The 13,033-nt window shown below is 71.6% G+C and carries 15 protein-coding genes; 5 read left to right on the plus strand and 10 right to left on the minus strand.

The window, feature by feature from the left end; genetic code table 11:
• Positions 1–164: 164 nt before the first annotated feature.
• The 3 genes from ACFYOY_RS10455 to hisI all read right to left on the minus strand — a co-directional run bounded on the left by ACFYOY_RS10455 (position 165) and on the right by hisI (position 2,857).
• The gene (locus tag ACFYOY_RS10455) at positions 165–860 is read right to left on the minus strand and encodes a TIGR02234 family membrane protein (RefSeq protein ID WP_351894936.1); all 696 of its coding nucleotides are present in this window, start codon (positions 858–860) and stop codon (positions 165–167) included.
• 67 nt (positions 861–927) lie between these two features.
• On the minus strand, positions 928–2,418 hold the full coding sequence (locus ACFYOY_RS10460) for an anthranilate synthase component I (RefSeq protein ID WP_137965344.1): 1,491 nt from the start codon (positions 2,416–2,418) through the stop codon (positions 928–930).
• Positions 2,419–2,491: 73 nt separating this feature from the next.
• Complete coding sequence (gene hisI, locus ACFYOY_RS10465) at positions 2,492–2,857, minus strand: phosphoribosyl-AMP cyclohydrolase (protein ID WP_351894928.1); 366 nt, start codon at positions 2,855–2,857, stop codon at positions 2,492–2,494.
• A gap of 107 nt (positions 2,858–2,964) precedes the next feature.
• Here hisI and ACFYOY_RS10470 point away from each other — a divergent pair, with 107 nt between their 5' ends.
• The gene (locus ACFYOY_RS10470; RefSeq protein ID WP_388586022.1) at positions 2,965–3,975 is read left to right on the plus strand and encodes a hypothetical protein; all 1,011 of its coding nucleotides are present in this window, start codon (positions 2,965–2,967) and stop codon (positions 3,973–3,975) included.
• Between the two features lie 246 nt (positions 3,976–4,221).
• On the opposite strand, the gene ACFYOY_RS10475 is transcribed toward ACFYOY_RS10470, so the two are convergent.
• Together ACFYOY_RS10475 and ACFYOY_RS10480 are read right to left on the minus strand one after the other, a co-directional pair.
• Positions 4,222–5,112, minus strand: coding sequence for an NAD(P)H-binding protein (locus tag ACFYOY_RS10475; RefSeq protein WP_351894916.1), 891 nt, complete (start codon positions 5,110–5,112; stop codon positions 4,222–4,224).
• A gap of 372 nt (positions 5,113–5,484) precedes the next feature.
• Positions 5,485–5,778, minus strand: coding sequence for a muconolactone Delta-isomerase family protein (locus ACFYOY_RS10480; protein WP_351894909.1), 294 nt, complete (start codon positions 5,776–5,778; stop codon positions 5,485–5,487).
• 14 nt (positions 5,779–5,792) lie between these two features.
• Between ACFYOY_RS10480 and ACFYOY_RS10485 the strand changes: the two genes are divergently transcribed.
• Positions 5,793–6,044, plus strand: coding sequence for a hypothetical protein (locus ACFYOY_RS10485; protein ID WP_351894902.1), 252 nt, complete (start codon positions 5,793–5,795; stop codon positions 6,042–6,044).
• A gap of 20 nt (positions 6,045–6,064) precedes the next feature.
• On the opposite strand, the gene ACFYOY_RS10490 is transcribed toward ACFYOY_RS10485, so the two are convergent.
• Positions 6,065–6,943, minus strand: a complete 879-nt coding sequence (locus tag ACFYOY_RS10490; protein WP_351894896.1) for an ABC transporter substrate-binding protein — start codon at positions 6,941–6,943, stop codon at positions 6,065–6,067.
• Between the two features lie 229 nt (positions 6,944–7,172).
• Positions 7,173–7,853 carry a TetR/AcrR family transcriptional regulator gene (locus ACFYOY_RS10495; RefSeq protein WP_388586026.1) on the minus strand — a complete coding sequence of 227 codons (681 nt, stop codon included), beginning with the start codon at positions 7,851–7,853 and terminating at the stop codon, positions 7,173–7,175.
• 352 nt (positions 7,854–8,205) lie between these two features.
• On the opposite strand from ACFYOY_RS10495, the gene ACFYOY_RS10500 reads away from it, so the two are divergent.
• Complete coding sequence (locus ACFYOY_RS10500) at positions 8,206–8,838, plus strand: TIGR03085 family metal-binding protein (RefSeq protein ID WP_014059960.1); 633 nt, start codon at positions 8,206–8,208, stop codon at positions 8,836–8,838.
• Between the two features lie 89 nt (positions 8,839–8,927).
• Here ACFYOY_RS10500 and ACFYOY_RS10505 read toward each other — a convergent pair whose 3' ends face one another.
• The gene (locus tag ACFYOY_RS10505; protein ID WP_351894892.1) at positions 8,928–9,758 is read right to left on the minus strand and encodes an endo alpha-1,4 polygalactosaminidase; all 831 of its coding nucleotides are present in this window, start codon (positions 9,756–9,758) and stop codon (positions 8,928–8,930) included.
• Positions 9,759–10,032: 274 nt separating this feature from the next.
• Positions 10,033–10,776 carry an SDR family oxidoreductase gene (locus ACFYOY_RS10510; RefSeq protein WP_351894889.1) on the minus strand — a complete coding sequence of 248 codons (744 nt, stop codon included), beginning with the start codon at positions 10,774–10,776 and terminating at the stop codon, positions 10,033–10,035.
• Between the two features lie 165 nt (positions 10,777–10,941).
• Here ACFYOY_RS10510 and ACFYOY_RS10515 point away from each other — a divergent pair, with 165 nt between their 5' ends.
• Positions 10,942–11,412 carry an OsmC family protein gene (locus ACFYOY_RS10515; RefSeq protein ID WP_388586030.1) on the plus strand — a complete coding sequence of 157 codons (471 nt, stop codon included), beginning with the start codon at positions 10,942–10,944 and terminating at the stop codon, positions 11,410–11,412.
• Between the two features lie 16 nt (positions 11,413–11,428).
• On the opposite strand, the gene ACFYOY_RS10520 is transcribed toward ACFYOY_RS10515, so the two are convergent.
• Positions 11,429–12,529 (minus strand): alkene reductase, encoded by a 1,101-nt coding sequence (locus tag ACFYOY_RS10520; RefSeq protein ID WP_351894875.1) that lies wholly within the window; start codon positions 12,527–12,529, stop codon positions 11,429–11,431.
• Between the two features lie 78 nt (positions 12,530–12,607).
• Here ACFYOY_RS10520 and ACFYOY_RS10525 point away from each other — a divergent pair, with 78 nt between their 5' ends.
• Complete coding sequence (locus tag ACFYOY_RS10525) at positions 12,608–12,973, plus strand: MerR family transcriptional regulator (protein ID WP_351894870.1); 366 nt, start codon at positions 12,608–12,610, stop codon at positions 12,971–12,973.
• Positions 12,974–13,033: the final 60 nt, after the last annotated feature.

A 13,033-nucleotide genomic window follows, 5' to 3' on the forward strand; every position in this document is an offset into this window, starting at 1 on the left:
GACGGGGGGCGCGAGGACCCCGCTAAGCAGGTCGGACGAAGTCCACTGCGGTTCGGCAGGTGCCCTGCGGGGCTGTGTCGATGTGCGGCTCCGCCGCGTGGGCGGCCAGCCACGATGGCGCCGCAGACGACCGACGGCACGGCGCGGCACATCCAGCGGAGCGCTTACGCGCCCCGCTCGGCCTCCTGCTGCGCCGGGGCCTGGGTCGGGTCCTCGCCCCGGTCCAGGGCCTTCCACAGCTCCTCGGGGCGGTCCGGGTCGGGGGCGGGGCCGCCGCGCCGGGTGCGGGCCCGGCCCGCGGGGCCCGCGGTGCCCGCGCGCTCGTACCGCCCGGACATGGCCGGCCAGTGGCGGCCGTACCCCAGGGCGAGCACGCCCGCGAGCAGCAGCAGCACACCGCCGGCCGCGGCGACCCACGGCCAGGGGGTGTACGCCACGTCGTGGATGGGGCTGTGGGTCAGACCGCTCACCTTGGACGCCTTCTCCTCCAGCGCCGCCTTGTCGGTCGCGCCGAGGGCCGAGCTGACGACGATGCCCGCGCCGCTGAGGGCGAGCAGCGCCGAGACGGCGCCACGGCCGAGGCGGCGCACGGCGAAGATCGCGACCAGCGCGGCGAGGCCGACGATCGCCAGCGCACCGGGCAGCCCGGTGATGTCATCGCCGTTGGCACTCTGCGGGAGAGAGCCCTGGGCGACGGAGGCGGTGCCCTCGGCCCACTTGCGGCTGGTGGCCAGCAGGACGAGGGCGGCGCCGAGCGCACCGGCGAGCAGGGCGATGGCAAGGCTGCTTCGGCGGCCGCGCGCGGCGGGTGCGGAGGGCTCGTTCTCGGCCCTTGGCTGGGGTACGGCTGCTGCAGTCACGCCTACCACTATCCCCCACCCGGGTACGGGACCGTCCCCGGGTGGGGGATATGGGAACTACCGGGAACTACCGCCCCAGCCGGCCCGCCGCGTGCACCGCCCGCAGCACCGCCGCCGCCTTGTTGCGGCACTCCGCGTCCTCGGCGGCCGGCTCGGAGTCGGCGACGATCCCCGCGCCCGCCTGGACATAGGCCGTGCCCTCGCGCAGCAGCGCGGTACGGATGGCGATCGCGGTGTCGGAGTCGCCCGCGAAGTCGAGATAGCCCACACAGCCGCCGTAGAGCCCGCGGCGGCTCGGCTCCAGCTCCTCGATGATCTGCAGCGCCCGCGGCTTGGGGGCGCCGGAGAGGGTGCCCGCGGGGAAGCAGGCGGTGAGCACGTCGAAGGCCGTACGGCCCTCGGCGAGGCTGCCGGTGACCGTCGAGACGATGTGCATGACATGGCTGTAGCGCTCGACCGACATGAAGTCGACGACCTCCACGCTGCCGGGCTCGCAGACCCGCCCGAGGTCATTGCGCCCGAGGTCGACGAGCATCAGATGCTCGGCCCGCTCCTTGGGGTCGGCGAGCAACTCCTCGGCGAGGGCCGCGTCCTCCTGCGGGGTGGCCCCCCGGTGGCGGGTGCCGGCGATGGGATGCAGCATCGCCCGGCCGTCCTCGACCTTGACCAGGGCCTCCGGGCTGGAACCCACCACGTCGAAGCCCTCGAACCGGAAGAGGTACATATAGGGGCTCGGGTTGGTGGCGCGCAGCACCCGGTAGACGTCGAGGGCACTGGCCGAGCACGGCGTCTCGAACCGCTGCGAGGGGACGACCTGGAAGGCCTCGCCCGCACGGATGCGCTCCTTGATGTCGTCCACGGCCGCCATGAAGTCCTCGCCGCCCCACAGCGCGGTGTACTCGGGCAGCTCGGACTCGGGCAACGCGGTGGGGTCGGTCGGCACGGGGCGGACCAGATCGGCGGCCATCGCGTCGAGCCGGGCCACGGCGTCCGCGTACGCCTCGTCCACCCCCGTGTCGAGGTCGTTGTGGTTGATCGCGTTGGCGATCAGCAGCACGGTGCCGTCCCAGTGGTCCAGCACCGCGAGGTCCGAGGTGAGCAGCATGGTCAGCTCGGGCAGGCGCAGATCGTCCCGCCCGTGCTCGCCGACCTTCTCCAGGCGGCGGACGATGTCGTAGCCGAGGTAGCCGACCATGCCGCCGGTGAACGGCGGCAGCTGGACCAGGCCCCCGAGGTCGCGGGGGGTGTGCAGGGTCTCGACGGTGGCGCGCAGCGCCTGCAGGGGGTCACCCTCGGTGGGGACGCCGACCGGCGGGGTGCCCAGCCAGTGGGTGCGGCCGTCGCGTTCGGTGAGGGTGGCGGAGCTGCGGACGCCGATGAAGGAGTAGCGGGACCAGGAGCGGCCGTTCTCGGCGGATTCGAGGAGGAAGGTGCCGGGGCGCTCGGCGGCCAGTTTGCGGTAGAGGCCCACGGGGGTGTCGCCGTCCGCGAGCAGCTTGCGGCTGACGGGGATGACGCGGCGGTCGGCCGCCAGCTTGCGGAAGGTCTCGAGATCCATCGTGACAACGTCCTGGGTCAAGGGCTGGGGAGCCCGGCGGGCGGGTGCGGGGCTGGCCGGTCCGCTGGCCGGTCTACCGGCCGAGCGGGAGGTCGTCGGCGTCGAAGCAGGTGCGGTCGCCGGTGTGGCAGGCGGCGCCGACCTGGTCGACCTTGACGAGGACGGTGTCGGCGTCACAGTCGAGGGCGACGGACTTGACCAGCTGGACATGGCCGGAGGTGTCGCCCTTGACCCAGTACTCCTGGCGGCTGCGGCTCCAGTAGGTGCAGCGGCCGGTGGTGAGGGTGCGATGCAGTGCCTCGTCGTCCATCCAGCCGAGCATCAGCACCTCACCGGTGTCGTACTGCTGGGCGATGGCGGGCAGCAGCCCGTCGGCGCCGCGCTTGAGGCGGGCGGCGAGGGCCGGGTCGAGGGCGGAGGGGCGGTCGGAGCCGGTCATGCGACCATTCTGCACGCCCGGAGGGGGGTCTTAGCGAATGATCTCCGCCAGGCCGGTATGCCGGGCCTGATGGTCGGGTTGTCAGTGGAATGGGGCATGCTTCGGGCATGACGTTTCCGCCGCCGTCGAATGACCCCAACCGGCCTGGAAACGGCGGGGGGTTCGGTCCACCGCCGCAGCCACAGCAGCAACCACCGTCTCAGCCCCCGCAGCCTCCACAGCAGCCGCAGCAGGGCTTCGGGCCGCCGCCCTCGGCGGACCAGCCCGCGCAGCCGGGCGGGCCGGGGCCGTACGCCCAGCCGAGGCCGCCCGGGCAGCCGAGCGGCGGTTTCGGCCCGCCCACCCCACCGGCCCTGCTGCCCGGCGGGCCGCCCCCGGGCGCGCTGCCGCCGGGGGCCATACTCCCGGGCGCGCTGCCGCCGCCTCCCCCGCCGACCGGCCCCGGCGGTTCCAAGGTCACGGCGATCGTCATCGCGGCGGTGGTGGCCGTGGCGGTGGTCGTCGGCGCGATCGTCATCGGGACGAAGGACGACGGAGACAAGAAGACGTCGGCCGACGCCGGCCCGTCCGCCTCCACCTCGGACCGCCCCCTCTCCACGCCCTCGGACGGCGGGACGTCCGCCGCCCCGCCGGGCTCGGAGGACCCCGGCCAGGGCGCGCCGCTGGGCGGCGGAAGCGATGCCCCCGACGCGGATCCGGACGCCTCGGATTCGGCGGCCCCGGACGCGTCGGAGTCCGGCGAGCCCGGTGACAAGGTGCCGTATGTGGTGCTCGACCCCGGCCAGTGCTTCGACCACCCGGCGATGGACAGCAGCGTCACCAAGGTCGAGAAGCGCTCCTGCCACGGCCCGCACGACGGCGAGGTGATCGCCAACGAGAAGCTGAGCGGCGACTTCTCCTCCGAGAAGGCGATTCAGACCAAGGCGCTGTCGCTGTGCGGTACGGACGCCAAGAAGCGGCTCAAGACCATCCCCAACGACGGCCGGATGTATTACTACTACGCGCTGTATCCCGCGCTGGGCACCTACTCCATCCAGGGCGAGGACCAGGTCTCCTGCGCGCTCACGCTGAGCGCCGCACGCGACGGCAAGAAGCTGAGCAAGCCCCTGCCGGGCTAGCCCCGACGCCATGAAGCTATGACATCAGGGCTGGTGGCAAGGGGTGGCCTCGATCTGGCCGTGTGCCGGACACAGGAAGCGGAGCCCCGGTGGAACGACTTGTCCGCCAAGACGAGTTGTTCGGGAGCTCCGCTGTCCGGTCAGTGTGTCAGCGGCACCTGTCCGGGATGAGCCGGCCGCGACCGTGTTGGTGTGGCCGGCCCGGCGAGCAATCGCTCAGCCACGGCGCTGATCTGCTGCCTGAGCTCAGCGGGTACCACGTGCCGTCTTCGGCTCGGGCCACCAGGCCGCGTCCGAGATCGGGGTCGCCAGTGAGCCGGTGACCCGGGGGACGACGTCGGTGACCACGGAAAACTCGCCCCTCTCGATCGCCTGGTACCACGAGATCCAGGTCTCGATCTGTTCCCCGACCATGCCCAGTCGCCATCGCCGCGCGAAGGCTTCCTCAAGGGTCACGGGTTCGTAGCGGTAGGGCCGACCGGTGGCCGCGGCGATCCGGGTGACCGCTTCGTCGAGGGTCAGGGCCTCGGGCCCGGTGATCTCGAGGGTCGCGCCGTCGTGCTCGGAGCGGGGACCGTCGTCGAGGGCGACGGCCGTGATCACGTCGGCGATGTCCTCGTGGGTGACGAAGGCGGCCCGGCCGGTGCTCGCGGGGCCGCTCACGACGAATTCCTCGTCGGCGAGGGCGGCCGGCGTCGACGTGTACAAGCCCGCCCGGAGCACCGTGTGGCGGATCCCGGCCCCTGCCAGGAACTGTTCGGTCAGCCAGTGGTCGCGGGCGTTGATGTAAGTGGCGGTGGGCGACGCGCTGACGAGGGACACATACAGGACCCGGTCCACGCCAACCGCGATCGCGGCCTCGACCGCGGTGGCGTGTTCCTCCAGCCGGCGCCCCGTGCGGTGCCCCGAGACCAGGATGAGGGTCGACGCGCCCTCGAGCGCCGTGCGCATGTCCAGGGCGTCGGCGTACGCGGCCGGACCGCGTCGCTGGGCACCTGGCAGTTCGGGCAGGCGGTCGGGGCTGCGTCCGACGAGGAGTTGGGGCACGCCATGGTCGGCGAGCCGGGCCGCGATCCGGCCGCCCAGCGCCCCGGTCACCCCGGTGACCGCCACCGTGGCGTAGTTCTTTTCAGACATGGGTTTCCCTCCGTAGGAGGCCGCTGTCGATCGCGGCACTCCTGCTTCCAATGACATCTGGCGAAAAAGCGACGCCTCGGCGGCGTCCTCCGGCTGTGCGATGGCGCGGTAGTTCACCGCCACGCGCATGCCCCGGGCCGCCAGGGGCCGCGAGGTGGCCCGCCCCCCATGCCGCGGCCTTCCAGCGGCGACCAGCGCCGGCGACGTCGGCCTCCATGTACCGACCGCACCGCGACCACCCGATCAGGCCTCCCGGTCGACCGGGGTCCTGATCGGTGAGCGGATGGCTGGTCAGGGCATGGACTTCCGCCTCAGTGCGGCAGTCGTGATCGGCGCGGCGAGCCGTGGCGGTGAGGTGCCGAACCGGGAGACTCAGCCGGTCCAGCCCGGATCGTTGGGGTGCGGCCGCAGGGCGGTGATCACCGCGGTCGCCCAAGGCCACAGGGGCAGGCTTCCGAGGACCTTCTCACGCAACTGCGCCTCGTCGTGGGCGCGCCACACGGAGATGACGCGAGGCTCCCCGGCCGAGCGCCATAGCCGGGACAGGTGACCTTCGGCGGCGAGTTCCTCGGCCCGAACAGCTTCTGCCGCGCGGCGCCGGTCGACTTCTGCTTGGTCGGTTCCCTTGGGCACGCTGATGGTCAGCTCGACCAGGAACTCCTTCATGGCCTCTTCCTCTCTTGTTTCTTCGGGAGACGCAGGGCTTCGCGACCGTCTGCGACAGGCCGAGGCCCAAGAAGGTCCGCCGACTCGTCGAGTGGGTCGACAACCCTGTGAAAGACCACCTCGGCCTGCGACAACACGGCGCACGCACCATCGAGGGTGTCGCCGTAGGCGCAGCCCAGCGCGTCCTGACACTCGCCGCCGCGGTGTGGCGCGACTTCCGGACCGGCCAGGCGATCAGTCGCTCACCGACCGCCTACGACCGCTGAACGTATGCGGACGGACCTGTCTACGGTGTGGTGGTTGCGGTGCGGTAGAACTCGGCCGCGGTGAAGGTGGCGGGGACACCGAGTCCGTCGGCGACCGCGGTGATCGCGGTGTCGCCGACGGCGAGGTCCACTTGGCCGTCGGTGGTGAAGTACGGTGCGTAGAACGCCTCGAAGTGCGCTCGGACTTCGTCCTCGGTGTGTCGGCCGAGGAACGTGTGCATACGCCGCAGCGCGGTGTCAGGGTCGTTGTGGATCACCTGCAGGGCGCGCCGGTGAGCTCGTACGACGGCGTGGACCGCGGGGTCGTCCGGGTCGATGTAGGTGGGGTCGACGGCCACGCCCACGGTGGGGATCTGGAAGTAGTCGCCGACAAAGGCCAGCATGTGCCAGCCGTGCTCGGCGGCCACCGCCTCCGGAGCCATGGTGCTGCCGACCACGGCCGCGTCGATCGTGCCGTCGCGCAGCTGGCGTAGATCCATGCCGTAGTCGCCGGGCCAGCGGACGACGCTCTGGACGTCGCGGTCCAGGTCGAGGCCGGCCTCGCGCAGCACGATCCGCGCGAAACGCCCGGGTCCGGTACGCGGGGGGTGTACCGCAAGCCGCCGGCCGGCCAGGTCCGCCAGCGAGGTCACGCCGGAGCGGGCGAGGAACCAGAACAGCGGGCGGTCGGTGTTGACATTGAGCGCCACCCAAGGGATGCCCTCAACCAGCCGGGACACCAGGGTCCGACCGAGCCCGATGGTGGCCCCGCGGCGCAGCTGCTCCGCGTCCCAGGTGCAGCCGTCGCGCAGTGCGACGTGGACGCCCTCGTCCTCGTAGTAGCCCTCCTGGTCGGCGATATAGGTGACCAGTTCCTCGTGCGGGCCCCGCTCGACGTAGGTGAGATCGACCGTGTGCATGAACGCTTTCCTTTGAGGTGACGATGTATCGCATGCGGTCAGGCCGTCGGCCGGACCGGGACGGTATGGCCCCGCGGTCATGGCCTGGCCGCCCGCGGCCTCGATCTCGACCACGACCTCCTTGGCTTGCCGCCGCGGAGGTGGTCGACCACCACGTGCGTCCCTCGCGCGGCAAGAACGCGCGCGGTGGTCGCACCGGCTCCGCTGCGTGCCCTTGCGGTTGCCGCAGTCACGGGCCCACGTCGTGCTCATCGTCGCGGGCCGCCGGAACCGCCCGGAGTTGTTCGTCGTCGTTGTGGCGTGCTGAGCGGATCGCCCCGTAGAGCACGGTGTCAACGGTCGCCTGCAGCAGATCGGCCGCGGTCCGGTCGAGTTCGCGCGGCAACTGCGAGGTGACCAGCCGCTCCACCGCGCCGCGGGTGATCTCACTCAGCAGCTCCGGCGGCGCCGACAGCAGTCCCCGGCGGTGCCCCTCCCGGAACAGCTCGTCGAGCCGCCGGTAGACCACCGCGTCCATACACTGCTCCACGTATGGGCGCAGCATCGCATCGCCCCGCCCCGTCGCGAGCTGAGCCGCACCGATCCCCCCGAGCTCACTGCCTACCGCGATCAGGAACCGCCGTACGCGCACGCCGAACGGCCGCGCTTCCGCGCCCTCGGCCGCCGCCACCAGTGCGCGCTCCAGCGCCGCGAACCGCCGGTCCAGCGCCGCGGCCAGCAGGCTGCGCTTGTTCGGGAAATGACGGTAGATCGTCTTCTTGCTCATCCCTAGCTCACGAGCGAGCTCATCCATGTTCACCCGCACGGAACCCGGCGCGAAGAACAGCCGATCGGCCACCTCCACGATCACGTCAGCACGCAGCCGATCCTCAGAAACTTTCGATACGCATTTAGTTTCCATAGTCTCCATGCTTGCCACTCACCCCTGCACTGTCAAGCAGGGGCACGCGGGCTAGAAATAGGCCAATTTGGTTAAAAATTGGGCGGAAGAGGGTATGAGCTGTGGGTTCGCCGGACATGAGGAGCGGAGTCCCGTCAAACGCGACGTCCCAAGGTCCAGGCCCGAGGCCCCCGCATCGACCGGACCAGTCACAAGGCCACCACCGGCATCGAAATCCTCGCGCCCGCAGGCCCTTGAGGACCTACCCAACCGCGAACTTCACGGCAGTGGAGCTGGCCTCACCGCATTGGAGCCGACCCGATGGCCGAGTCCGGCGGCGCTTCTCATGGCAGCGGGCGGGCCCCGGTCGTAGGGTGGACGTATGTCCACTCACGCGAAGCGCGAACGCCTGCTCCTCGCCGACCTCTTGGACGGCGCGGGCCCCGGGGCCCCGACGCTGTGCGAGGGCTGGAACACCCGCGATCTGGCGGCCCATCTGGTGGTCCGCGAGCGCCGCCCCGACGCGGCCGCCGGAGTGCTGGTCAAGCCGCTGGCCGCGCGGCTGGCCCGGGTGCAGGAGGAGTTCGCGGCGAAGCCGTACGAGGAGCTGCTCCAGCTCTTCCGCACCGGTCCGCCGCGGATGTCGCCGTTCGCGCTGAAGCAGGTGGACGAGGCGGCCAACAGCTTCGAGTTCTACGTCCACGCCGAGGATGTGCGCCGCGCCCGCCCCGAGTGGACGCCGCGCGAGCTGGACCCGGTCTTCGCCGACACGCTGTGGTCCCGTATCGAGCGCGGCGCCCGGATCTTCGGCCGCCGCTCCCCCGTCGGCCTGGTGCTGCGGCGTCCGGACGGCCGTACGGCGGTGGCCCACCGCGGCGTCCCGGTCGTCACGGTCACCGGTGAACCGGGCGAGCTGGCGCTCTTCCTCAGCGGCCGGCAGGAGGCCGCCCGGGTCGAGCTGGAGGGCGACAAGGAGGCCGTGGCCGCGGCGCGTGAGGCCAAGCTGGGCGTCTGAGCCGGGCGCGCCACTGCCCGCCCGGGCCGCCCGCGGACCGTGGCGCGTCCCCGCCGCCATGCGGGCAAGCGGGGACGCGCCGGGATTCCCTAACAGGTCTCGCGGACGTAATCCGCACCGTCGTCGGTCGAGACGTCCTCGTCCCGCAGGACGATGCTGAGCCGGTCGCCCCACCCCTCGCACGCCTTGGCGAAGCCCTCCTCGCCGTACTCGACGACCACGACATGGTCGTCGTAAGCCTTGGCGAACTCACCGCACTCGTCGTACTGGCCGCACTCCTCGACCACCGCGAAGTCCAGCCCGGCCGCCTTACGGTCGGAGAGGAGCTCCGCGGTGTTCTTCTGCGCGATGGCCAGCCCCTGGGCGTGCGCGTGCTCCGACAGCAGGGCCATGAACTCCTTGGCGTGAGTGGTGGTCAGCAGCTTCTGGGAGCGCTCGTAGCTGTCGTAGTTGTCGGGCTCGACGGCGTCGAAGCCGTCCTCGGCGCAGCCGTCGATCCAGCCGTTGACCTTGTCCGCCACGCGCTCGCGCTTCTTGGCGGTGCTGATGTCGAGCAGCGGTTCCTTCCAGTGGGTGTCGATGACGAGATCGCCGTCGCCGTCCCGCAGCAGCAGATCGTCGGGCCACTGGTCGCGCTCGCCCGGCTGGACCTGGAAGGCGTTGACGTAGCAGATGTTGTACAGCCCGTCCGCCGGGGAGTCCGCGCGGTCGCGGCTGACGATGTCGACGCCCTTCGGCGGGGTGTACTCCCCGCCGATCTGGTAGTCGAAGCCGCCGTGGACGGGCGGCAGCGCGACTTCGGACGCGCTGGCCCCCGAGGACATGGACACGGCCACGACGGCGACCGCGGCGGCCGCGGCCGCCGCCACCGACGCGAGGACCCAGCGGCGACGAAGGCGGACGGCATGGCTGGCTGGCATGAAAGCTCCAACACTCGCGGGTAACGGCCCCGCCTCGGATGGCATCCGCCGTCCTGGCGACTGAGTCCGGGCTCGGGACCAGAACCGGACCCCCACCGGCTGGGCGTACCTCTTGGGCGGCACGGGGGCGGTACACCCGTGCGGCTGTTGTGATCAAAGCGGCCCCCGGCAACGGCGTCAAGTCGGCAGCCCCCGGGACCGGGCCGCTGCCGCGGCCGTCATCCGACCACCACGACGCCCGCCCCCCGCGGCAGTTCGCGCGCCCGCGCGGCCCCTACTGGGCGCTCGCGGCCGGGCGCACCACGATCTCGTTGACGTCGACCTCGGCCGGCTGGCTGATGGCGTACGCGATGGCGTCGGCGACCGCGGAGGCGGGCAGGGCCACCGAGCGGTAGGTCTTCATGGCCTCACGGGCTGCCGGATCGGAGATGGAGTCGGCGAGTTCGGACTCGGTCACGCCCGGGGAGACCAGGCTGACCCGGATGTCACCGGCCGATTCCTGGCGCAGCCCCTCCGAGATAGCGCGTACGGCGAACTTGGTGGCGCAGTACACCGCGGCGGTGGGCGACACCTCGTACGCGCCGACCGAGGCGATGTTCACGACATGCCCGCCGCCCTGCTCCTTCATCACCGGCAGCGCCGCGGCGATGCCGTGGAGCACACCGCGCACATTCACATCGAGCATCCGGTCCCATTCGTCGACCTTCAGCGCCTCGAGCGGAGACAGGGGCATCACCCCGGCGTTGTTGACCATCACATCCACCCGCCCGAACCGCTCCCGGGCGGCCGCGACAAAGGCCCGCACGTCCCCGGCCACGGTGACATCCAGCCCCTGATACGCCGCGCTGCCGCCCTCGGCGGTGATCTGCCCGGCCAGCTCCCCCAGCCGCCCGGTCCGCCGCGCCCCCAGATACACCCGGTGCCCCTCGGCGGCGAGCCGACGCGCGGTCGCCTCACCGATCCCGCTGCTGGCCCCGGTGATGAGCACGACCTTGCCCGTCTCGGTGATGGCGTTCATGGCGATATCCCTTTCGCTCCTGATCCCGTTCTGCCCTGCCCTACCGAGTCTGGGCAGGTCAGCGGCCCTGTACCAGGACGCGCTTCTCCTGGGTGCGGCACACCCTGTCAGTGCGCTGCGCCATTATTGAACGAGCGCTTCACAACGGAAGGGAGCACACAGCCGATGGGCCGACAGCACTCCTACCGCGCCACCGTCCGGTGGACCGGCAACACCGGTTCGGGGACCAGTGGCTACCGGGGCTACGAGCGGTCGCACGACATTCTCGGGGACGGCAAGCCGGCCCTGCGGGGCAGCGCCGATCCGGCGTTTCTGGGGGATCCGGGGTGCTGGAATCCGGAGGAGTTCCTGCTGGTCTCGCTCTCGCAGCGCCACATGCTGACCTACCTGTCCGTATGCGCCCGGGACGGGGTGAGGATCACGGCCTACGAGGACGTCGCCACCGGGGTCATGGAGGAAGCGGCCGGGCACAGTGGGCGCTTTACCGAGGTGGTGCTCAATCCGGTGGTCACCGTCGCGGACGCGGCGATGGTGGAGCGGGCGCGTTCGGCGCACCACGACGCCCATCAGACGTGCTTCATCGCCAATTCGGTCAACTTTCCCGTCCGTCACGAGCCGACCATCCGGGTCGGCTGAGCCGGGTCGACTGAGCTCAGGCCGCCGTCAGCGTGGGGTAGTCCGTATAGCCGGTCTCGCCGCCCACGTACATCAGATACGCGTCCCGGATGGGGTTGAGCGGGGCGCCGGTGCGCAGGCGGGTCACCAGGTCGGGGTTGGCCAGGAAGGTGCGGCCGAGGGCGATCAGGTCGGCTCCGGCGGCCAGCAGCCGCTCGGCCTGGCGCATGCCGCCGTCGGCGGGGACGCCGTCGCCGGGCAGTGACGGGTTGGCGATCAGCGAGGCGGGCCAGGCGGCGCGGAGTTCCCGGAAGAGGGGGTGGTCCGGTTCGGCGCGGACGATGTGGAGGTAGGTGAGGCCGGTGCCCGTCAGTTCCTTGATGAGGGCGGGGTAGAGGGTCTCGGTGTCGCCTTCCTCGATGCCGTTGACGGTGGATCCGGGGGAGATCCGCAGGCCCACCCGCTCGGGGCCGATCGCGTCGGCGACGGCGTGGACCACCTCGGCCACGAACCGGATGCGCCCCGCGACCGAGCCGCCGTAGGCGTCGGTGCGGCGGTTGGTGTTCTGGGCCAGGAACTGGTGGAGGAGGTAGCCGTTGGCGGCGTGCACCTCCACTCCGGCGAAGCCCGCGTCGAGGGCGTTGCGCGCGGCGGTGGCGAAGTCGGCGATCGTGGAGCGGATCTCGTCGACCGTCATCTCGCGTGGTACGACGGCCTCTTGGTGGCCGCCGGGGGTGAAGATCGTCTCCGGGAGCGGGACCGGCGAGGGGGCCACCGGCGGCAGCCCGCTGGTGTCCGGGTGGCCGACCCGGCCGCCGTGCTGCAGTTGGAGGAACATCCGGCCGCCCGCCGCGTGCACCGCGTCGGTCACCCGCCGCCATCCGGCCACCTGCGCCGCGCTGTGGATAGCGGCGATGTCGGGGTAGGTCTGCCCCACCGCGTTGGGTGTGGCGGCCTCGGCGACGATCAGCCCGGCCGTGGCGCGCTGGGCGTAGTAGGTGGCCATGATCGGTTCAGGTACGCCGTCGGCGGCGGCGCGGTTGCGGGTCATCGGGGCCATCACCAGGCGGTTGGGCAGCTCCAGCGGGCCCAGGCGGGCGGGTTCGAAGAGGCGGGGTATCCGGGGTGTGTGCGTCATGCCGGTACGGTAGAACTTGACATGGGTGTGAGATTCAAGTCCCCGGATTCATGTCCCGGCCCGGCAGACGAGGTGAGCATGCGGATCGGCGAACTGGCTCGGCGCACCAGCGTGAGCGAGCGCTCGCTGCGCTATTACGAGAAGCAGGGGCTGATGACGGCCGAGCGCACGCCGGGCGGTCATCGTGAGTATCCGGAGGGTGCGGTGGACCGGGTCATCCGCATCCAGGAGCTCTTCGCCGCGGGGCTGTGCAGCGAGAAGATCGCCCAACTGCTCCCCTGCATGCGCGACTCGGACGGCGGCCCGTCGCGGGTGGCCAACGGGCAGCTGGTCTCCGACCTGACGGTGGAGCGGGAGCGCATCGACCGCATGATCGCGGACCTGCTCCGCTCCCGTGAGGTCCTGGACGAGGTGATCGAGGCGGCGTCGGTCCCGGCCGAGTAACCGGGCCCCTCAGCGCCCGCGCTCCACGTGTGGCACAGGTCACGGGAACTACCTCCGTCG

The sequence above is a fragment of the Streptomyces sp. NPDC007875 genome, from assembly GCF_042868035.1.
GTDB lineage: Bacteria > Actinomycetota > Actinomycetes > Streptomycetales > Streptomycetaceae > Streptomyces > Streptomyces antimycoticus.